Source organism: Mesorhizobium sp. NZP2298 (assembly GCF_013170825.1).
GTDB lineage: Bacteria > Pseudomonadota > Alphaproteobacteria > Rhizobiales > Rhizobiaceae > Mesorhizobium.
This window is the reverse complement of sequence record NZ_CP033365.1, coordinates 5,546,048-5,564,782: the sequence shown is the minus strand read 5'-3', so window position 1 is coordinate 5,564,782 and position 18,735 is coordinate 5,546,048. Positions and strand designations below refer to the sequence as shown.

Below are 18,735 nucleotides of genomic sequence, written 5' to 3'. Positions count from 1 at the left end.
GCGTTTGTAGCTAGACGATGATGTATCGAATGAGTCCCATAAATTCAATCATATGAAAAAAATTTTCCTCTAGTTACGTATGCGGCGCAATGCCGCCATGCCCACTATCGCTGTCCTGCCGGGCACTGTGAACCCATTGGGCATGACGGATGCGGGCCAACTTGTAGGCATCGAGGACCGACAAGGCATAGATCAGGAAGCCCCCCGCATGGCGGCCGACGAAGCTGGCATCAGGCGGGGCGATCTTGGCCGTCACCCATGCCAGGATCACCATGAAGAAAAGAAACTGCAGGCCGCGCACCGGCACTCCGAGAATGACATGTCCGCTAGCCGGCAGGACGATTGCCGCGCCGAGTACCAGATAGGGGTTTGGAGGCGCGGGTGCGGCGGCTGAATTGGTCATGCGGCTTGCCTGTCGTTTCTGTTGATGGCGTCGCGAAGCGTCGACGCTGATTCCAGCAGTCTCTCGATCTGTGTCGGGTCCAGCGTGGCGTCGCCAAATTCGGCTTGCCGGAAGACGCCGTAGCGCGCGCGTTCCGCCTCCGCCAGCAGCCAGACGATGCGCACTCCGTTCGGAGTGATCAGCAGTTCCTTGGCGCGCCCTTCGGAAAAGATCCCCAGGTGATCGGCGATGATCTCCTGCGGGAAGCGGACGCCTTTGCGATCCGTCCGCACCACAGCCTCGGCCGGCAATGCCGAACTCTTCGGCAGCGTATGATCGAGATGATCGAAATTGGAGAAGGTCGTTGGCGACCCCGGCCGCATCATCATGTCGAAAGTGCCTGGCACCGCCACCTTTTCGGTGATGGAGGCGCTCAGCCAGCGCGCCGGAAGTTTTCTCGTCGCGAGCGTGTCGACGATGGTGCGTATCTGGACGCGCTGGCCATTCCAAGATCCTTCCCAGGTGAGGACACCGGCGGTGCCGTCCGAAACATCGGCTGCGTCGGCAATGACGGTGCGGATGTTGGCTTGTTCGACGGCGAGCGCCACTGCCGCCCTGTTGCGGCTGGCGCGCGCCAGCCAGGCAAGGTGAAGGACGAGGGCCAGGACAATTGCTCCGGCAAGCAGTGCTGACGTCACGTCGGACATTTCGTCATGCCAGGCCCGCCCAGTATCCGGACGGGCCTTCTCCCATCAATAGCCCTGCGGCTTCGGCCACGGCATGGTGAACTGGTCGCCGCGCCGCACGAATTTGTAGCGGTAGAAATGGAACCACAGCGAGATCAGGAAGTAGAAGGCGACCATCGCGATCAGCTGCGAACCGAAGCCAAGGAAGATCGCGAAGAAGGTCACCACGCACAGGCAGAACAGCACGATCGCCGGCAGCGGATGGAAGGGGTGCGTGTAGCCGCGGCGGATCGAGCCGAGCGGCCACTTCTTCCTGAACATGATGATGTTGATGCTCATGAACGTATATTGCAGCACGCCCGACAGGATCGAGAAGGTGATCGCCTGGTTGAGGTCGGCGATGAAGGCGAAGGCAAGCGCGATCGGCAAAAGGAACAGGATCGAGCGATAGGGCGTGCGATATTTCGGGTGTACGGCCGAGAACCAACTCGGCAGATAGCGGTCACGGCCGAGCGAGAACCAGGCCCGTGCCGCGTCGTTGATGCAGCCATTGGCCGACGCAAGCGCCGCCAGCAGCGTCGCGATGAACAAAAGGTTCTCGAGCAGCGGGCTGCCGGTCAGCTTGCCCGCGTCCCACAGCGGATAGTAGGTGATGCCGAGATATTCCCACGGCATCAGGGAGGCGCAGACATACCAGGTCATGGCGGCGGCGATCAGAAGCGTGATCATGCCAGCCATGGTGCCGTAGGGCAGGGAGCGGGCCGGCGAGCGCACTTCCTCGGCCGCCTGCGTTGTGCCTTCGATGCCGAGATAAAACCAGATGCCGAACTGGAAGGCGGCGATGACGCCGATCCAGCCATAGGGCAGAGCGTTTTCGGGAGTGACCAGCTCATTGAGCTTCAGCACGGCGCCTTGCGTCCACGGGCTGACCGAGAAGAACAGGATGACGATAGCGATATAGGCGATCGCGGTGATGACGAAGTTGACGTTAAGCGTCATCAGCACGCCGCGATAGTTGAGCCACGCCAGCACCACGATGGTGGCGGCGATGAAGGAATTGTGCGTGAGCCCTTCGACGCCGGCCTTGGCGACGATGGTGTCGCCGAGCAGGATGGCATCGGACACTTCCAGCATGGTGTAGGCGAAGACTAGGAACAGCGCGACGTTGAAAGCCATCAGCGGTCCGACGATGTGCTTGGCCTGCGCGTATTGGCCGCCGGCAGCGGCGACGGTCGATGTCACCTCGGAATCGATCATGGCGACCGAGGTGTAGAGCAGCCCGACGATCCAGCAGACGATCAGCGCCGCCAGCGCGCCACCCTTGTCGGCGGCAAAATTCCAGCCGGTGAACTCGCCGACCAGCACGATGCCGACGCCGAGCGCCCAGACATGGGCCGGGCCAAGCACGCGTAGCAGTGAGACCCTGTCCCCGTGGATTACCGGCTCAAGCGTGATCGTCATTGTTCAATCCCCACTCAGATCCGGTGTTTTTCGGAAACGGCTTCAAGCTCGCCTTCGCGTGAGGAAGTCAGGACATCCTCGGTATAGGTGGTATCCACCTTGAACCAGTCGTAGAGCATCCACAGCGCGAGCACGATCGATATGCCCCAAGATGCGTAAGAGAGTGCCACCCACATGATGCGTCCCCCGGATTACTTGTCGTCGAACTTTTCGTTGATGACGTCGCGATATTCGCGGTCGGATGCGCGGAACAGGAAGACGAAATAGCCGACCAGCACCGCCGCCATGATGATCAGCGTCGGCCAGTCGATGACGTAGTGGAAACGGTTCTGGATGATGTCGTGCGCGGTTTCGGGCGTGTAGCCGAGCTTTTCCCAGATCGAGGCCATCGTCGGGTTCTGGCCAAGCGCTTCCCAGGTCTTGGCGTCGAGCGCGTCGATGGATTTGGCGGCTCCGGCAAGACCCAGTTTCAGCGGCAGCCACAGCGCCACGAATATGGCGACGACCACCACGACGATATCGAAGATCTGCCCGGCCTTGCTCTGCTCCGGCGGCGTGTAGCGGGACATGCTCTCTACCCCTCAGGACTTGCGGTTGCGGAAGGCGTCGGCGTTCTTGATATCGAGCCCGTAGATGAAGTCCTTATCTTCCTTGTAGTGCTTGACCATCGCCAGGATGGCGGCCGTGTTGAAGATCAGCACCGCGGCGGCCGCGATTGCCACCACGAGCTTGATCCCGGCATCGGGTATGTGTGGCCAGGTCATCAGCAGGACGAAGAGGATCGTCGCCCACAGGCAGATGATCAGCAACGCGGCTCCGCGCAAGTCGGAACGGTACAGCGCTTCGATGCGCTGCTGCAGGTCTGACATCGGTTTCTCCCCTTTTCCCGGCGCCCGGTTCCGAATCCTCCGCGCACCGCTCTCTTTCAAGAGAGTGAAATTTTTTTCATAAATTCAGACCGTTTCCCGCAATTGTCAAGATGAATTTACGTCGGGTTAACCATTTGCTCGGGACGGCCAATTTTGCCTGACAATGAAATTATTTGCTTTCAGGGGATTGCGGCTCTCCCGCGTTTGCGGTCAATATTCAAGCCAAAGCTCCGGCCTCCGCGCCAAGGAGCAGGGAACAGTGGATTTTTGAACGGAGGACGAGCGGATGACGGCATCCTGGAGATTTTCGACCCTGGCGGATCGCCACCGCGCGCTGGGTTCGAAGCTCGAAGACTGGAGCGGCATGGGGACCGCCTGGACCTACGACAAGGACGCCGACGAAGAGTACATCGCCATCCGTACCAAGGCCGGTCTGATGGACGTGTCGGGGCTCAAGAAGGTTCACATATCAGGGCCGCATGCCTCGCATCTCATCGACCTTGCCACCACGCGCGACGTGGAGAAGATCTATCCGGGCAAGTCGGCCTATGCCTGCATGTTGAACGAGGCGGGAAAATTCACCGACGACTGCATCCTCTACCGCACCGGCCCGAACAGCTGGATGGTGGTGCATGGTTCGGGCACCGGCCATGAGGAATTGCAGCGCGCCGCGATGGGCCGCGATGTCTCGCTGCGCTTCGACGACAATCTGCACGATCTGTCGCTGCAGGGACCGACTGCAGTCGATTATCTGGCCAAGCACGTGCCCGGTATCCGCGATCTCAACTACTTCCATCATATGCAGACGCAGCTGTTTGGTTTCCCGGTGATGATCTCGCGCACCGGTTACACCGGCGAGCGCGGCTACGAGATCTTCTGCCGCGGCCAGGACGCCGGCACGATCTGGGACAGGATTCTCGACGAGGGCAAGAGCGCCGGCATCATTCCGTGCCGCTTCACCACGCTCGACATGCTGCGTGTCGAAAGTTATTTGCTTTTCTACCCCTACGATAATTCCCAAAAGTATCCGTTCGAGAACGAAGGCCCCGGCGACACGCTGTGGGAGCTCGGCCTCGACTTCACCGTCAGCCCTGGGAAGACCGGCTTCCGTGGGGCCGAGGAACACTACCGGCTGAAGGGCAAGGAGCGCTTCAAGATCTATGGCGTGCTGCTCGACGGCAAGGAGCCCGCCGACGAAGGCGCACCAGTCTACCGCGACGGCAAAAAGGTCGGCGTGGTGACATGTGCCATGTATTCGCCGCTGGTCAAGAAATCGATGGGCATCGCCCGCCTCGACGTCGACTGCGCGGTCAAGGATACCAAGCTCGAGATCCGCAACAAGAGCGGATCGATCAAGGCGACCGCGCAGCCCTTGCCTTTCGACGATCCCAAAAAGACCAAGCGTACCGCCAAGGGTTGAGGCATCATAAACAGCGAGGGGTTTTAAGGCACAAAGAGAGAATGGCAGCCAAGACCATCATCAGCCGGCCCATTTACGGGACCCTGTCCCCGCAGCCCGGCAAGCATCATCTTTTCATCGCCGATGCGGAAGGCGCGCTGGCGATCGTCGATATGGCAAAGATGGCTCCGCCCGGTTTCTTCGACGGGGCCGAGATCGTCTTTATCCCGGGGCCCGACAGCAAGCATATCGGCGCGCTCGAAGGGCTGAGGCCGGCCCAGTTCCATCTCGCGCCGTCCTTCGCCAGCCTGCTGCCGAGGCTGAAGCAGACGCTGGCCAATGCCCATATGGGCCTGCGCCTCTACCTCGCCGGCACCGAAGGCCTGATCGGCCAGGCCATGCAAGTAGCGCTCGAAGCCGGCATCGACCATACCTCCATGCAGACCGAGCATCGCGGTTCCTTGGCACGGCGCATGCAATGCGTGCACTGCAAAGGCATCACCGAAAACGTGACGACGCAGCCCGCTACCTGTTCGCATTGTGGGCTGCTGCTTCTGGTGCGCGATCACTATTCCAGGCGCCTCGCCGCTTTCCAGGGCGTGTGCATCAACGCCGAGGATCGCTCGGAGAATCCTCCGATGGAGGAGACCTTCCCATGAGCACCGGCACCACCAAGCTTGATGTCGTGGTCAGCGACGTCGTACCGGTCAACGAACTGGTCACCCGCTTCCATTTCCGCCGGCGCGACGGGCAGATGTTGCCGACCTTCTCCGGTGGCGCCCATGTTGTGGTCGAGATGCGCGACGGCGATCGCACCCGGCTCAATCCCTATTCGCTGATGGGTTCGCCGCTCGACACGCGCGAATACACGATCTCGGTGCGCCGCGACGATGTCGGCCGCGGCGGCTCGCTGTTCATGCATCGCTCCGTCAAGCCCGGGCTGGAGATGGTGATCAGTTATCCCGTCAATTTGTTCTCGCTCGATCTCAGGGCGAAAAAACACCTGATGCTGGCCGGTGGAATCGGCATCACGCCCTTCATGGCGCAGACCGCGCAGCTGGCCGGGGAGGGCGGCAATTTCGAACTGCACTACACCTGCCGCACCGCCTCGCTCGGCACCTATGCCGACGTGCTGCGGGAGCGTTACGACAGACGCATCAGGCTCTACCATGACGACCGCGACGAGCGCATCGACCTTGACCGGCTGCTGTCGACGCAGCCGCTCGGCACGCATCTCTATGTCTGTGGCCCGGCCGGCATGATCAACTGGGCGCGCGACCGTGCGGCAAGCCTGGGCTGGCCGTCGGAAGCCGTGCATTTCGAGCATTTCGCGGCACCCCAGCCCGGACTGCCCTTCGACGTGACGCTGGCCGTCAGCGGCAAGACGATCCGCGTCGGCGAACAGCAGAGCCTGCTCGAGGCCATCGAGGCGGCCGGCGTGGATCCGCCCTATCTCTGCCGCGGCGGCGTCTGCGGCCAGTGCGAGACCAACGTCATCTCCTACGATGGCAAGTTCATCCACAACGACCACTGGCTGAGCGAGGAAGACCATCGCTCCGGTTGCAAGATCATGCCGTGCGTGTCGCGCTTCGAGGGCCGGTCGCTGGTGCTGGAGCGGTAGAGCATTTTGCAGCCAAGTGGATACACTTGGCATCGCAGAAATGCGGCTAAACAAAGAGATAGAGCGGGCATCCCGCTCTAGGAGGAAATCATGGGCATCACCTTTCGCAAGGAAACGTTCCGCGACGATTTCACATTCAGGAACAGCCCCGAGCATATCAGGCGGTTCCCGTTCCCGTTCCACGAAGACGCCTATATGTATGCCGTCAACATCGAGCCGCATGTCGTCGGCCCAAAGGGCAGCGTGCTCGAAAACCTGATCGATGTCGACGAACACTATGTCGCCGAGATGCAGGATCGCGCTTTGGTGCTGGCCGAGGATCCGCTGCGCTGCCAATCGTTGCCGCACATGACGCTGGCCGGCTGGGACCTGCTTGAGCTTTTGATGGAGCAGCAGGCGCTTGGTTATCCCGAGCATTTCACGCTGACGCGCGACGGTGATCGCTGGCGCTGGATCAACCGGCCGCTCGGCATCGACGATACCTTCACCTTCGGCGACACCTCGACGCTGCCTTACGGCCCGATGGAATATATCACGAGGCAGAGCCAGGGCGATTTCTGCATCCTTGATCAGCGCGACGGCAATCTGTGGATGGATGCCGGCATGGTCACCACCCAGGCCGACTGGTCGCTCGATTTCGACATAGGCATGAATTTTTTCGAGTGGCACGCGCCGGTGCCGCTGGCGCATGAGAAGGGGATTTTTACCCGGGCGCTGAAGTTCCTCACCAACATCCAGCAAGGCAAGCCGGCGCGTCGTCTCAACTGGACGATGACCATCAATCCGCGCCTCGACACAAGCCCGGAAAATTATCACAAATGGGGTCCGGACCGGACAACCGTGACGCCGGAAAATGTCGGCGACAAGGTCCATCTGCGCGTCGAGCTGCAGAGCTTCTGGCGGCTGCCGCGCTCCAATGGCATCGTCTTTCCGATCCGCTGCTACCTGATCAAGATGGACGAGTTGGTGACGCAGCCGAAATGGGCGCGGCGCCTGCACCGCGTCATCCGCGACCTGCCTGAAGAACTCGCGACCTACAAGGGCCTGACGCGTTACCGCCCGACGCTGGTGGAGTGGCTGTCGAGGCTGGATGACGGGAGTGTTACCAGCCCGGGGTTTGGGCCGGACTGAGCTGCCGCCGAAGCTGCTAATCTCCCCACGAGGGGAGGAGATTAGCTAACCCGCGCTGTTCTGCGGGTAGCAAATAATCGACAAATACCGCATCGGCAGTTTCGTCAGCTGTTCGGGTCCGTGTGGCGCGTCCGCGTCGAAGAACAGGCTGTCGCCGGGCTTCATCGGATAGAGGTTGCCGCCGTGCCGGTAGACGACCTCGCCTTCCAGCATATAGAGGAACTCCATCCCTTCATGCTGGAAGGTCGGGAACACATCGGAGTCCTCGGTCAGGCTGATCAGATAGGGCTCGACGACGACGCCGCTGGTGTTGGAGCCGATATGGCCAAGCAGATTGTACTGGTGACCAGCACGTGTGCCGCGGCGCTCGACATCGAGGCCTTCGCCGGCTTTGACGAAGACAGCACTTCGCTCTTCCTCGAAGCGACGGAAGAAAGCGGTGACGGGAACGCCGAGCGCCCGTGACAGCGCCTGCAAGGTGGTCAGCGACGGCGAGGTTATGCCGTTCTCGATCTTCGACAGCATGCCCAGCGAAATGTCGGTGGCGACAGCGAGATCGGCGACGGTGATGCCGAGCTTCTTGCGGAACGCCCGCACCTCGCGGCCGATCGCGACCTCCAGCACTTTCTCGCGTGTGTCGCGGATGGCGTGTGGGTTCTGCGTCAGCGGCGCGCGGATGGTTTTGCCGTCCGCCGAGACCTTCGGCAGCGGCTTGGCTTTTGCGGAACCAGGACGAGCCTTCGAACCGGAAATTGTCTTTGCCATCTCGCCCCCGCAACCTCAGGATTTATTTCACTCACGGTGAACATCTCAGGTGCCGATACATGAGCGCAACCGCGACGGCAAGCCATCTTGTGTCGCATGTGCCGGCTCGGCGATTGCAATCGCTGCGGGTTTTTCATCAGGAATCCGTTGCGCGCAAATGCCGTTCCAGCAGATGTCTGTTGACAGCGCGGAAGGGCCAATTACTGTCACTCCCAGTGAAATTTGTTTCGCTGGGGAAATCAAAAAAGAGGAGGCCTGGAAATGAAAACTCGCGTTGCCGTCATCGGAGCCGGACCGTCCGGGCTGGCACAGCTCAGGGCCTTCAAGTCGGCTGCCGACAAGGGCGCCGAGATTCCCGAAATCGTCTGCTTCGAAAAGCAATCCGACTGGGGCGGCCTGTGGAACTACACCTGGCGCACCGGCCTCGACGAACATGGCGACCCCGTGCACGGTTCGATGTACCGTTATCTCTGGTCGAACGGGCCAAAGGAATGCCTGGAATTCGCCGACTACACTTTCGAGGAGCATTTCGGCCGGCCGATCGGTTCCTATCCGCCGCGCGCCGTGCTGTGGGATTACATCAAGGGCCGCGTCGAAAAATCCGGCGTGCGCAAATGGGTGCGCTTCAACAGCCCCGTGCGCATGGTCACTTTCTCGGACGAGACCAAGAAATTCACCGTCACCGCGCATGACCGCACCAACGACGTCACCTATTCCGAAGAATTCGACAATGTCGTCGTTGCCTCCGGGCATTTCTCGGTGCCCAATGTGCCCTATTTCGAAGGTTTTTCCACCTTCAACGGCCGCATCCTGCACAGTCATGATTTTCGCGACGCCATGGAGTTCAAGGGCAAGGACATATTGATCATCGGCCGCTCCTATTCAGCCGAGGACATTGGTTCGCAATGCTACAAATACGGTGCCAAATCGATCACCTCCAGCTACCGCTCCAAGCCGATGGGCTTCAAATGGCCGGAGAATTGGAAGGAAGTGCCGCTGCTGCAGAAGGTGGTCGGCAGGACGGCTCACTTCAAGGACGGTACCACCAAGGATGTCGACGCCATTATCCTGTGCACCGGCTACCTGCATTCCTTCCCCTTCCTCACCGACGATCTGAAGCTCAAGACCGCCAACCGCATGTGGCCGCTGGACCTCTATGAGGGCGTCGTCTGGGAGAAGAATCCGAAGCTGTTCTATATCGGCATGCAGGATCAGTTCTACACCTTCAACATGTTCGACGCGCAGGCCTGGTACGCGCGCGACGTCATCATGGGCCGCATCAAGCTCCCCTCCGCCAAGGCGATGGCCGAGCACAGCGCCAAGTGGCGCGCGCGCGAGGAAACGCTGGAAGACGCCGAGCAGATGATCTGGTTCCAGGGTGACTACACCAAGGAACTGATGGAGCAGACCGACTATCCGGGGTTCGATGTCGAGGCGGTCAACCAGACCTTCATGGAGTGGGAGCACCACAAGGCGGAAGACATCATGAGTTTCCGCGATCACGCCTACCGCTCGCTGATGACCGGCACCATGGCGCCGCTGCACCATACGCCTTGGCTGCAGGCGCTGGACGATTCCATGGAGAGCTATCTCGAGGTGAAGGGCGTCGCGGCGGAATAGGCCGCGGCGCATCGTCCTGCCCTATCCCAGCCTTGCCCGCGCTTTCGCCGTCCAGGCGTTGAACAGCCGGTCGGCAACGATGCCGATGAAGGCTATCGCGAGGCCCGCGACAATGCCACGGCCGGAATCGGCCTTTGACAGCGCGATGAACACCTCCTGGCCGAGATCACGTGTGCCGACCATGGCGCAGATGATGATCATCGCCAGCGCCATCAGGATTGTCTGGTTGACGCCGAGCATGATCTCCGGCAGCGCCAGCGGCAATTGCACGCGAAAGAAGGTCTGGCGCGGCGTGCAGCCAGACACCTTGGCCGCCTCGATCAGCGCCGGCGGCACCTGCCTGATGCCGTGATTGGTGTAGCGGATCGCCGGCACCACGGCGAAAGCGACGGTGGCGATCATGGCGGTGACGTCGCCGACCCGAAACAGCATCACAACCGGGATGATGAAACAGAAGGACGGCAGCACCTGCAGCGTGTCGATGATGGGCGTGACAATCTTCTCGAAGCGGTCGCTGCGCGCGGCCATCAGTCCGATCGGGATGCCGATCAGGCAGGCGATGAAGGCCGAGATGCCGCAGAGATAGACGGTCGCCATGGTTTTTTCCCACAGCCCGGCGACGGCGCAGAAGACGGTCAGCGCCGCGACAAGGGCGGCCAGGCGCGGACCCGAGAGTTGATAGCCGGCGAGGCCGAGCAGGAACACCGCGCCGAGCCACGGAAAGCCTTCGCAGAAGGCACGCACCGGGTTGAGCACATTGAGGATCAGCGCCACGCGGAACGCTTCGATGATGTCGAAGAAGTTGATCGTTACCCAGTTCACCGCCGCCTTCCACAGCGGCGCCGTGGTGAAGGTGATCGCCTTCGGCACCGCGGCGAAAGCCGGCACGAACAGCCCAAGCAGCGTGGTGACGGCAAGTATGGCGATGGCCAGCGTCAGGTTGGGGTAGCGCCGCCAAAGAGTCGGGCTCGATTCCTGATGGACATGACCCTTTGCCTGCTTGTGCGCGATGGCCTGGCTCAGCCGGTCGAGTGCGATCGCCAGCGCGACGATGGCGAGCCCGGCTTCCATAGCCTCACCGACCTTCAGTGCACGCAGCGCCAGAAGCACATCGTAGCCGAGGCCGCCGGCGCCGATCATCGAGGCGATGATCACCATGTTGAGCGCCAGCATGATGACCTGGTTGACGCCGACCATCAGCGTCGGCCGCGCCGAGGGCAACAGCACCCGCCACAGCTTCTGCCGCGCCGTGCAGCCGGCCATGTCGCTGAATTCGCCGATCTCCAGCGGCACCCGCGTCAGGCCGAGCATCGTCGCCCGCACCATCGGCGGCGTCGCGAAAATGGCGGTGGCGATCATCGCCGACACCGGACTGTTGCCGAACAGCAGCAGCATCGGGATAAGGTACGCGAAGGTCGGGATCGTCTGCATCAGGTCGAGGGCAGGGGAGACGATGAGCCTTTCCGCCCAAGGCTTGCGCCAGGCCCAGATGCCGGCGAACAGGCCGGTGACGATGCAGAACGGCACGGCGATGGAAATCAGCGCCAGCGTCAGCATGGCGCTGGTCCATTGGCCGAACAGAGCGATGTAGAGGAAACAGCCGCCGACCAGCAGGCTGAGTTTGCGACCGCCCACGGCATGGCCGGCGAGGAAAGCCGTGGCGCACACCCCGACCCAGGACAGGCGCGGCAGGACATAGGCGTCCGCGCCGTGGCCGATCTTGAAATTCTTGGCCAAGAGATTGAGCGCGAAGTCGAGCGGCACGCCGAGCACCGCGGTGATCGAGCGCGTCAGCCATGACAGGTTCGACTTGATCCAGCGCATCAGCGCGCTGACCCAGTCGGCGACCGGCACGACCGTATCGGCCGGATAGTTGACTGCCCAGGGCACACTTTCCTGCAGCAGGAACACCACCAGCACGGCGGCAAGGGCGAGTACCCAGGCAAGCAGCCAGCGCTGAAGCGGCGGCTTTGCCTCGCTGGCGCTTGCCGTCACCGTCATGCGCGTGCCCCGGAACGGTCGATGCCGGCCAGCAGGTCGATGACCGCTTGCGGCGTCACTTCGCCGATCGGCTTGCCGGTGCCGTTGATCACCGCGAACGGCTTGCCGGCGGAAACGATGCTGGCCGAGAAGCTGGCGATCTTGGCATCCGGCGCGACGGTCCCTCCATGCTCCGAGCCGTCGCAGGCGCGCATCAGGCTGCGCGCCGAGATCACCTTGGCGCGGTCGACGTCGCGAGTGAATTCTGCGACATAGTCGGTGGCTGGATTGACCACCAGTTCCTCTGGTGTGCCGATCTGGATGACCTCGCCGTCCTTCATGATGGCGATGCGGTCGGCGAGCCGGATCGCCTCGTCGAAATCATGGGTGATGAAGACGATGGTCTTGTGCAGCATGGTCTGCAGCCGCATCAGTTCGTCCTGCATCTCGCGGCGGATCAGTGGATCGAGCGCGGAGAACGGCTCGTCGAGGAACCAGATCTCCGGTTTTGTCGCCAGGCTGCGGGCGATGCCGACGCGTTGCTGCTGGCCGCCGGAAAGCTCGCGAGGATAGAAATGTTCGCGGCCACGCAGGCCGACGAGTTCGATGACCTCGCGGGCGCGCGCCTCGCGTGTTGGCCTGTCCTGCCCCTGGATGCTGAGCGGAAAGGCGATGTTGTCCAGCACATTGAGATGCGGCAGCAGCGCGAAGTTCTGGAACACCATGCCCATGCGGTGGCGCCGCAACTCGATGAGGGCTGCGTCGGAGATCTTGAGCAGGTCCTTGCCTTCGAACTCGACTTTGCCGTGGCTCGGCTCGACCAGCCTAGACATGCAGCGCACCAGCGTCGATTTACCGGAGCCCGACAGCCCCATGATGATGAAGATCTCGCCCTGGCGGATTTCGAGATCGACGGCGCGCACGGCACCGACCAGTCCGGCGGCAGTGACATCGGCCATGCTGGCCCTGCCGTCGCGCTCGCGGATGAAATTGGCCGCGTTCGCCCCGAACAGCTTCCAGACATTGCGGCAGGCAAGTTTTACCGGGCGGTGATCCGTGCCCGGTTGCGCCGATCCCTGTTCAGTCGTCATCCAATCTTCCTTCTGGAACATCAAGACTTGAAACCCGACCGATCAACGGCCGGATCTCATTTCTCCAGTCGGAACGATCACTGCGCCCAAGCTTTCCAGTCGGCCTCGTGCGCGGCGATCCAGGCGGCGGCGACGTCTTCCGGCGTCTTGCCGTCAAGGTCGATCTCGCCGCTCATCTTGTTGAGTTCGTCGGTGTCGATCGTGTAGGCCTTGGCCACCTTGTAGGCGATCGGCCATTTGTCCTTCATGCCGTTCCAGGCATATTTCCAGATCTCGCCATGCGGCTTGCCGCAGTCATATTTGGCATCGGGGTTCACGCCCCATTTCGGGTCGTTGTAGCACTCGGGCGTGTATTCGGGGAATTGCACCCATTCTCCCTTGTATTTCGCCGGCGCCCAATGCGGCGAATAGATCCACAGCATGATTGGCGCCTTGCGCTGATAGGCTGAATCGAGTTCCGCGAACATCGCCGCGTCGGTGCCGGCATGGATCACGGTGAAGGGCAGTTTCAGCGCCGCGACGCGCTCGTCGTCAAAGCCTTCCCAGGTCACCGGGCCGCCGAGATAGCGGCCCTTCGGCGCCGTCTCCGCTGTCGAGAATGAAGCCGCGCATGTCGGGTCGAGCAGCGCATGCCAGTCCGGCAAGGTCGGGCATTTCTCCTTCATATATTCGGGAAACCACCATTCTTCCTTGGCCTTCGGGCCGAGCTTGCCGAGCCGTTCGGTCTGGCCGGTGGCATCGGACGCCTTCATGGCTTCGCCGGCGGTCGTGTCCCAGAATTCCATGCCGACATCGAGGTCGCCATTGGTAAGGCCGGTGGTGAGGCTCGAGAGGTAGTCGGCGGTCGGATATTCGACGGTATAGCCGAGCTTTTCCAGGATGCCGCCGAGGATCTTGGCGTTGAGGTTGACGCTGGTCCAGTCGAACAGCGCGATCTTGATCGGGTCGTTGGATTCCGGTGCGGCGGCGTGGGCGGAAGGCGACAACAGGCTTAGTGTCGCGAGCGCGACGGCACTCATCGATAACTTCGAGATATAGCTGCGAAATGACATGCTTGTTCTCCTTCAAGCTGTGGCGGTTATTGTTGGTTCCCTTCTTGCGTCTTTTTATGATTGTGGTGGAAAGACTGGTCGTTGCGCAAGGCCGTTGCCGCCACGTCGCGGCTAAAGCCGGCGCAGGCGAAATGATGCTGAATTTCGGTGACGGTGGAATATGCCGGGAAGGTCAGCGTCATGGCTGCCGATGCATCGCCACGACAGCGATCATCCGCGGATCAATTGCCAGTCTTGCGGCGCCCTGCAAGGTGCGAGCCATCAAGGTCCCATGATCTCGGCTACCGGCCCGGCAAGCCCCGTCTCGCCAACGCCGTTTCATGGGGTGAAATTATATATACCAACGTTCATCTTGCGCAACGACTAACGCCTCGCGGCCGCACAAATTCAGACTGCAGGCGAAGTTCTGCGAGATGCGATCTTACCAGCAGACGTAACCGCCATCGACGATCAGGTCGAGGCCGGTGACGAAACTCGACGCGCGGCTGGCGAGGAACACCGTCGGTCCGACCATTTCCTCAGGCGCCGCCATGCGTCCCATCGGCGTGTCGCGCTTGAAGATCTTGATCTCCTCAGCCACTTCTGGCCGCTTGTTCATCGGCGTCAGCGTATAGCCCGGGCTGACGACATTGACGCGTAAGCCGCGATCGGCCCACTCCATGGCAAGGCTCTTCGACATGTGGATGACGGCGGCTTTCGAAGAGTTGTAGTGCGCCTGCGTCAGCCCGCGATTGACGATGGTGCCCGACATCGAGGCGATGTTGATGATCGAGCCCTTGCGTCGCGCCAGCATCTTGCGCGCCTCGGCCTGGCAGGACAGGAACACGCCGGCGACGTTGACCTCGTGCACCTTCTGCCATGTCTCCAGCGACAAGGTCTCGGCCGGTTCCGAGCCGGCGATGCCGGCATTGTTGACGGCGACGGTCAGTGCACCGAGTTCGGCCTCGACGCGATCGATTGCCGCCGCGAGATCGCTTTCGCATGTCACTGTGCCGGTCAGCACCAGTGCCTTGCGGCCAAGTGCCGTGATCCGGTGCGCGGTCTCCTCCAGCCCACCCCTCGATGCATGACCGAAACAGGCGACATCAGCCCCTGCCTCAGCCAGTCCGATCGCGATTGCCTGGCCAATGCCGCTGCCGGCGCCGGTGACCAGCGCGACATCGCCGTCCAGCTTGAAAAGATCCATCAATAGTCCTCCCTAATTAAGGGGAGGGTATGCGCTGCATGGCAGTTCGATCAACCTCTTCAGAAATCGCAAGCCTTGGGGCGCTTGTCCGAGGACCAGTCCTTGAGCGGCACTGGCCTGAATTTGCCCTTGATCGGCTTGCCGTCCTCAAGGTCCTTTGAGACGGTGCCCCTGCCGGTGAGATAGTTGATGTCGCAGCCCCCCACCGTCGTCTTGACGCCATCCGACGTCCGCTGGTTCCAGTCCCAGCTGCGGCTGTAGCCGCCGACCAGGAATTGGCCATGGCGGTAGACGATTGTCAGCATGTCTTCCGTCGACTTGCTGGCGCCGCAGCCGAAGCAGGACGTCATCGCCAGCGATCCCTTGCCCTTGCCTTCAAGGTCGATGACCCGGTCTTCGGTCAGCCCCTTCTTGACGAAGTCGGGCGGGCGCGAGGGATCGAGCTTCTCCTCGCCGGCTGCCGTGTAAATATACAGATCGGCCGGTCCGCCGGGCTCCTGCATCACCACGGCCCTGTCCATCTTGCCGTCCTGGTCGATGTCGAGCTTCAGCTCGAAAGCCGGATCATTTTCGGCAAACGCCGGCACGGGCAAAGCGGCCAGGGCAACGAGCCAGGGCAGAGTCGCATGATGAAGTACTGTCTTCATGAGCAATCGTCCGGCGCCAGAGCTGAGCCTAGCATCGGCCCGGGCGAACGAAAACTCGAAACCTGGCTGACTTCGAACGCAGTCAGCCAGTGACAGCTCAGAAATAGCCGCTGGACGCGGCCGTGAATTCCTTCGGGATTTCGACGCCGTCGACCAAGATCTTGTCGACCAGTTCGTGGTGGAAGCAGACCAGGCCCTTGATGCGCTCGGCTTCGTGCACCGGCTCGGGATAGTACCAGACGAGGTTCTCGTGCCGCTTCTTGGGCGTCGTCACGTGATAATAGTTGGAGATGCCCTTGTAGGGGCAGCGTGAAATGTAGCGGCTGGGCGCGAACATATCGAGCCGCGTGTCCGCGATCGGCAGATAGTGGCGCACCGGATGGCCGGTCTCGAACAGGAACACGCCGCGTCGTGAATCGGCGACCTGCTCGCCGTCGAGGATGACCTGCACCCGTCGCGAGGACGGCAGGCAGTCGACCCGGCGGAACGGATCGCGGGCGTGGACGAAGATTTCTTCGTCCTCTTCATACCAGTGCGTCATCTTGGGCCAATAGAAGGACATGTAGTCCGACAGGTCAGGCGATCCCTTGACCGGATCGACATAGCGCCAGGCCGCATCCTCGACCAGCGTGATGCCTGTGTTCAGCGAATAGTGCGTGGCGACGCCCTTGAACGGGCTCTCGGTCGTCGTCGTGCTGGGCAGCAGGAACTCCTCGCGCACGTCGCTGATCGGGAAGTAATAGACCGGCAGATGGTCGGATTCGTAGAGCACCAGCGCCTTGGTCGTGTCGGCGACGATCATCGACCCCACCTGCACGCGCAGCCGCTTCTGCGTCGGCATGGTGAAGGCGACATAGCCGGGTTCCGACTCATACTGCACGATAGTGTCGAGCAGGGGGAAATGCGGTCCGCGACCGCGCAAATGAGGCTTGCGAATGGTAGTCTCCCGTTTCTTTTCTTTTGTCATCGAGCGTTGGCGCAAAGCGAGATGAACCTGGATTGAACCATTGTGTCGGAGGGTTTCCGGGCGGCGGGTTTCTCTTGCATCGAGCGGCTCGAGCGATGGCCCCCCATCGCTCTTTGCAGCCTGCCAGGGGATAGCCTCACCGCCCGAAAGACAGAATTGTCCAATCCAGCCTCTATCCCAGCGATACACGATCGAGCAGCAGTCCGGCGGCGATCGGCGGCAGGCCGCTGACATTCTTGCGCACCGGCACCAGCAGATCCGGGAAATAGCTGAAGATCACTGGTGTCTCGTCGAGCAGCAGTTTCTGGATGTCGGATGCGGCCGCGCGCTGCGCACCGATGTCGAGCGCCTTGAGATAGCTGGCGACCATACCGTCATAGGCCGGGCTCTTGAAATGCGCCGCGTTCCACGGGCCGTCGCTGACCAGCGGGCTCTTGAGGAAGACGTTGGGCACGCTGCGATGCGCGTAGTCGGTGATCCCCAACGGGCTGTCCAGCCAGTCCGACTGGCCGAACACCGCCTTGCCGTAATATTTGTCCTGGTCCTCGATGTTCAGCGCGATGCGGGCACCGATCTCCTTGGCGAAGTTCTGGAACAGCTGCGCGTAGCCCGGGATGTCGGAATAGCGCAGCGTCGTCAGGGTCATGTCGAAGCCGCTGGCGAGCCCGGCGGCCTCGAGCAGTTGCTTGGCCTTGGCGATATCCTGGACGCGCTGCGGCACCGTCTTGTCGGTGGCGGGGAAGGCCGGCGCGAACGGGCTGTCATTGCCTGTCGCCGCCATGCCGCGGCAGAGGCCATCGACCAGCTTGGAACGGTCGATGCTGAGCGCCAGCGCCTGGCGCACGCGCTTGTCGGTGAACGGACCAGTATCGCAGCGCATGTGCAACTGGCGATGCGCGGTCGAGGCGACACGCAGCACGGTGATGTCGGGGCTGTTGACCACCACCTGGCTGACATCGAGCGGAACGGCGTCGAGGACGTCGACCTCGCCGGCCTGCAGCGCCAGGATGCGAGGCTGCACGTCGCCGTAGAATTTGAATTCGAGCCGGTCGGGCAGCGCCTTCTCGCCCCAATAGTCGGGGTTGCGCACGAAGGTCGCGCCGACCTTCGGCGTATAGCTCTCCAGCCGGAACGGACCGGTGCCTTCAAAGGTCTTTTCGTAGTCGCCCTTGTAGCTCGCCGGCAGGATGACGGCGTTGTAATTGTCGATCGACACCGAATAGGGAAAGCTGCCGTTGGGTGCATCGAGATGGAAGGCGACAGTGTGGTCGTCGACCTTCTGCGTGCCGCCCTTCGACAGCAGGCCCTTGAACACCGAAAGCGCGTTCGAGGCGCCGTTGGGGTCCGCGAGGCGGTCGAAGGTCGCGACCACGTCGTCGGCCTTGAAGTCCTCGCCATTGTGGAATTTCACGCCCTTGCGCAGCTTGAAGGTCCAGACGCTGCCGTCCGCGTTCGGCGACCAGCTTTCCGCCAGCACCGGCTTCAGAGTGAGATCCGGCTGCGTGACGCAGAGGAATTCGGCGGTCTGGAAAACCAGCTGGTAGCTGCCGCTGTCATAGTAGGTGACGGGATCGATGGCGCCGCCCGGCGTGGCGATGCCGGCGCGCACCGTGCCGCCCGGCTTGCCCTCGGCGCGGGCCTTTTGCGTGCCGAGGCCGGCAGCCGCGACAAGGCTGGCCAGGAACGGCAGGGAAAGGCCGAGCACGCTGCCATGGCGCAGGAAATCGCGGCGGTCGAGCCTGCCGGCCAGCAAGTCGTCGACAGCGGAATTTTCGATTGCCGTCAGATTTTTGCGGGCGGCGTCGATTGTCACGAAAGGCCTTGGCATGGGCGCATTCCTCGCTTGCCTCGGGGATCGGCCATTTAGGTCATTGTTGA

20 protein-coding genes are annotated in these 18,735 nt (G+C 61.9%); 5 read left to right on the top strand and 15 right to left on the bottom strand.

Annotated elements, in window-relative coordinates:
• Positions 1-73 precede the first annotated feature (73 nt).
• Genes EB231_RS26990 through EB231_RS26965 form a run of 6 tightly spaced genes read right to left on the bottom strand, consistent with a single transcriptional unit; the run spans position 74 to position 3,398 of the window.
• Complete coding sequence (locus EB231_RS26990; protein ID WP_172351486.1) at positions 74-403, bottom strand: hypothetical protein; 330 nt, start codon at positions 401-403, stop codon at positions 74-76.
• Positions 400-1,089 (bottom strand): hypothetical protein, encoded by a 690-nt coding sequence (locus tag EB231_RS26985; RefSeq protein WP_172351485.1) that lies wholly within the window; start codon positions 1,087-1,089, stop codon positions 400-402. The genes EB231_RS26990 and EB231_RS26985 overlap by 4 nt, the downstream gene beginning before the upstream one ends.
• Positions 1,090-1,134: 45 nt before the next feature.
• Complete coding sequence (locus tag EB231_RS26980; RefSeq protein WP_172351484.1) at positions 1,135-2,529, bottom strand: APC family permease; 1,395 nt, start codon at positions 2,527-2,529, stop codon at positions 1,135-1,137.
• Between the two features lie 14 nt (positions 2,530-2,543).
• Positions 2,544-2,705, bottom strand: a complete 162-nt coding sequence (locus EB231_RS26975; protein WP_172351483.1) for a hypothetical protein — start codon at positions 2,703-2,705, stop codon at positions 2,544-2,546.
• A 15-nt stretch (positions 2,706-2,720) separates the two neighbouring features.
• Positions 2,721-3,098, bottom strand: a complete 378-nt coding sequence (locus EB231_RS26970; protein ID WP_172351482.1) for a hypothetical protein — start codon at positions 3,096-3,098, stop codon at positions 2,721-2,723.
• Positions 3,099-3,110: 12 nt separating this feature from the next.
• Positions 3,111-3,398, bottom strand: a complete 288-nt coding sequence (locus EB231_RS26965) for a hypothetical protein (RefSeq protein ID WP_172351481.1) — start codon at positions 3,396-3,398, stop codon at positions 3,111-3,113.
• Between the two features lie 286 nt (positions 3,399-3,684).
• On the opposite strand from EB231_RS26965, the gene EB231_RS26960 reads away from it, so the two are divergent.
• From EB231_RS26960 to EB231_RS26945, 4 genes are all read left to right on the top strand, one after another.
• Positions 3,685-4,818: an aminomethyltransferase family protein gene (locus EB231_RS26960; protein WP_172351480.1), complete on the top strand. Its 1,134-nt coding sequence runs from the start codon at positions 3,685-3,687 to the stop codon at positions 4,816-4,818.
• 41 nt (positions 4,819-4,859) lie between these two features.
• Positions 4,860-5,456, top strand: coding sequence for a dimethylamine monooxygenase subunit DmmA family protein (locus tag EB231_RS26955; protein WP_172351479.1), 597 nt, complete (start codon positions 4,860-4,862; stop codon positions 5,454-5,456).
• A complete protein-coding gene (locus EB231_RS26950; protein WP_172351478.1) occupies positions 5,453-6,418 on the top strand; it encodes a PDR/VanB family oxidoreductase in 966 nt (321 codons plus the stop codon). Before EB231_RS26955 ends, EB231_RS26950 begins: the two co-directional genes overlap by 4 nt.
• Positions 6,419-6,508: 90 nt before the next feature.
• Positions 6,509-7,549 carry a heme-dependent oxidative N-demethylase family protein gene (locus EB231_RS26945; protein WP_172351477.1) on the top strand — a complete coding sequence of 347 codons (1,041 nt, stop codon included), beginning with the start codon at positions 6,509-6,511 and terminating at the stop codon, positions 7,547-7,549.
• A 45-nt stretch (positions 7,550-7,594) separates the two neighbouring features.
• Here EB231_RS26945 and EB231_RS26940 read toward each other — a convergent pair whose 3' ends face one another.
• Positions 7,595-8,314 (bottom strand): helix-turn-helix domain-containing protein, encoded by a 720-nt coding sequence (locus tag EB231_RS26940; RefSeq protein WP_172351476.1) that lies wholly within the window; start codon positions 8,312-8,314, stop codon positions 7,595-7,597.
• A 261-nt stretch (positions 8,315-8,575) separates the two neighbouring features.
• Between EB231_RS26940 and EB231_RS26935 the strand changes: the two genes are divergently transcribed.
• A complete protein-coding gene (locus EB231_RS26935) occupies positions 8,576-9,934 on the top strand; it encodes an NAD(P)-binding domain-containing protein (RefSeq protein WP_172351475.1) in 1,359 nt (452 codons plus the stop codon).
• Positions 9,935-9,955: 21 nt separating this feature from the next.
• On the opposite strand, the gene EB231_RS26930 is transcribed toward EB231_RS26935, so the two are convergent.
• From EB231_RS26930 to EB231_RS26895, 8 genes are all read right to left on the bottom strand, one after another.
• Complete coding sequence (locus EB231_RS26930) at positions 9,956-11,935, bottom strand: ABC transporter permease (protein WP_172351474.1); 1,980 nt, start codon at positions 11,933-11,935, stop codon at positions 9,956-9,958.
• On the bottom strand, positions 11,932-13,005 hold the full coding sequence (locus tag EB231_RS26925; protein ID WP_172351473.1) for a quaternary amine ABC transporter ATP-binding protein: 1,074 nt from the start codon (positions 13,003-13,005) through the stop codon (positions 11,932-11,934). The genes EB231_RS26930 and EB231_RS26925 overlap by 4 nt, the downstream gene beginning before the upstream one ends.
• Positions 13,006-13,082: 77 nt before the next feature.
• Positions 13,083-14,057 (bottom strand): ABC transporter substrate-binding protein, encoded by a 975-nt coding sequence (locus EB231_RS26920; protein ID WP_172351472.1) that lies wholly within the window; start codon positions 14,055-14,057, stop codon positions 13,083-13,085.
• Positions 14,058-14,083: 26 nt separating this feature from the next.
• Positions 14,084-14,239, bottom strand: coding sequence for a hypothetical protein (locus EB231_RS26915; protein ID WP_172351471.1), 156 nt, complete (start codon positions 14,237-14,239; stop codon positions 14,084-14,086).
• 239 nt (positions 14,240-14,478) lie between these two features.
• Positions 14,479-15,243, bottom strand: coding sequence for an SDR family oxidoreductase (locus tag EB231_RS26910; RefSeq protein WP_172351470.1), 765 nt, complete (start codon positions 15,241-15,243; stop codon positions 14,479-14,481).
• A gap of 59 nt (positions 15,244-15,302) precedes the next feature.
• Positions 15,303-15,890, bottom strand: coding sequence for a hypothetical protein (locus tag EB231_RS26905; RefSeq protein WP_172351469.1), 588 nt, complete (start codon positions 15,888-15,890; stop codon positions 15,303-15,305).
• 97 nt (positions 15,891-15,987) lie between these two features.
• Entirely contained in the window at positions 15,988-16,857 is an 870-nt protein-coding gene (locus EB231_RS26900; protein WP_172351468.1) for a DUF427 domain-containing protein, read from the bottom strand.
• Positions 16,858-17,029: 172 nt separating this feature from the next.
• A complete protein-coding gene (locus tag EB231_RS26895) occupies positions 17,030-18,685 on the bottom strand; it encodes an ABC transporter substrate-binding protein (protein WP_172351467.1) in 1,656 nt (551 codons plus the stop codon).
• Positions 18,686-18,735: the final 50 nt, after the last annotated feature.

What these genes read in the sequence shown, in the direction of transcription:
- EB231_RS26990 (WP_172351486.1), bottom strand. Translation starts at nt 403, where the DNA reads ATGACCAATTCAGCCGCCGCACCCGCGCCTCCAAACCCCTATCTGGTA.
- EB231_RS26925 (WP_172351473.1), bottom strand. Translation starts at nt 13,005, where the DNA reads ATGACGACTGAACAGGGATCGGCGCAACCGGGCACGGATCACCGCCCG.
- EB231_RS26965 (WP_172351481.1), bottom strand. Translation starts at nt 3,398, where the DNA reads ATGTCAGACCTGCAGCAGCGCATCGAAGCGCTGTACCGTTCCGACTTG.
- EB231_RS26955 (WP_172351479.1), top strand. Translation starts at nt 4,860, where the DNA reads ATGGCAGCCAAGACCATCATCAGCCGGCCCATTTACGGGACCCTGTCC.
- EB231_RS26920 (WP_172351472.1), bottom strand. Translation starts at nt 14,057, where the DNA reads ATGTCATTTCGCAGCTATATCTCGAAGTTATCGATGAGTGCCGTCGCG.
- EB231_RS26945 (WP_172351477.1), top strand. Translation starts at nt 6,509, where the DNA reads ATGGGCATCACCTTTCGCAAGGAAACGTTCCGCGACGATTTCACATTC.
- EB231_RS26975 (WP_172351483.1), bottom strand. Translation starts at nt 2,705, where the DNA reads ATGTGGGTGGCACTCTCTTACGCATCTTGGGGCATATCGATCGTGCTC.
- EB231_RS26910 (WP_172351470.1), bottom strand. Translation starts at nt 15,243, where the DNA reads ATGGATCTTTTCAAGCTGGACGGCGATGTCGCGCTGGTCACCGGCGCC.
- EB231_RS26980 (WP_172351484.1), bottom strand. Translation starts at nt 2,529, where the DNA reads ATGACGATCACGCTTGAGCCGGTAATCCACGGGGACAGGGTCTCACTG.
- EB231_RS26905 (WP_172351469.1), bottom strand. Translation starts at nt 15,890, where the DNA reads ATGAAGACAGTACTTCATCATGCGACTCTGCCCTGGCTCGTTGCCCTG.
- EB231_RS26895 (WP_172351467.1), bottom strand. Translation starts at nt 18,685, where the DNA reads ATGCCAAGGCCTTTCGTGACAATCGACGCCGCCCGCAAAAATCTGACG.
- EB231_RS26915 (WP_172351471.1), bottom strand. Translation starts at nt 14,239, where the DNA reads ATGACGCTGACCTTCCCGGCATATTCCACCGTCACCGAAATTCAGCAT.
- EB231_RS26935 (WP_172351475.1), top strand. Translation starts at nt 8,576, where the DNA reads ATGAAAACTCGCGTTGCCGTCATCGGAGCCGGACCGTCCGGGCTGGCA.
- EB231_RS26970 (WP_172351482.1), bottom strand. Translation starts at nt 3,098, where the DNA reads ATGTCCCGCTACACGCCGCCGGAGCAGAGCAAGGCCGGGCAGATCTTC.
- EB231_RS26930 (WP_172351474.1), bottom strand. Translation starts at nt 11,935, where the DNA reads ATGACGGTGACGGCAAGCGCCAGCGAGGCAAAGCCGCCGCTTCAGCGC.
- EB231_RS26900 (WP_172351468.1), bottom strand. Translation starts at nt 16,857, where the DNA reads ATGACAAAAGAAAAGAAACGGGAGACTACCATTCGCAAGCCTCATTTG.
- EB231_RS26950 (WP_172351478.1), top strand. Translation starts at nt 5,453, where the DNA reads ATGAGCACCGGCACCACCAAGCTTGATGTCGTGGTCAGCGACGTCGTA.
- EB231_RS26985 (WP_172351485.1), bottom strand. Translation starts at nt 1,089, where the DNA reads ATGTCCGACGTGACGTCAGCACTGCTTGCCGGAGCAATTGTCCTGGCC.
- EB231_RS26960 (WP_172351480.1), top strand. Translation starts at nt 3,685, where the DNA reads ATGACGGCATCCTGGAGATTTTCGACCCTGGCGGATCGCCACCGCGCG.
- EB231_RS26940 (WP_172351476.1), bottom strand. Translation starts at nt 8,314, where the DNA reads ATGGCAAAGACAATTTCCGGTTCGAAGGCTCGTCCTGGTTCCGCAAAA.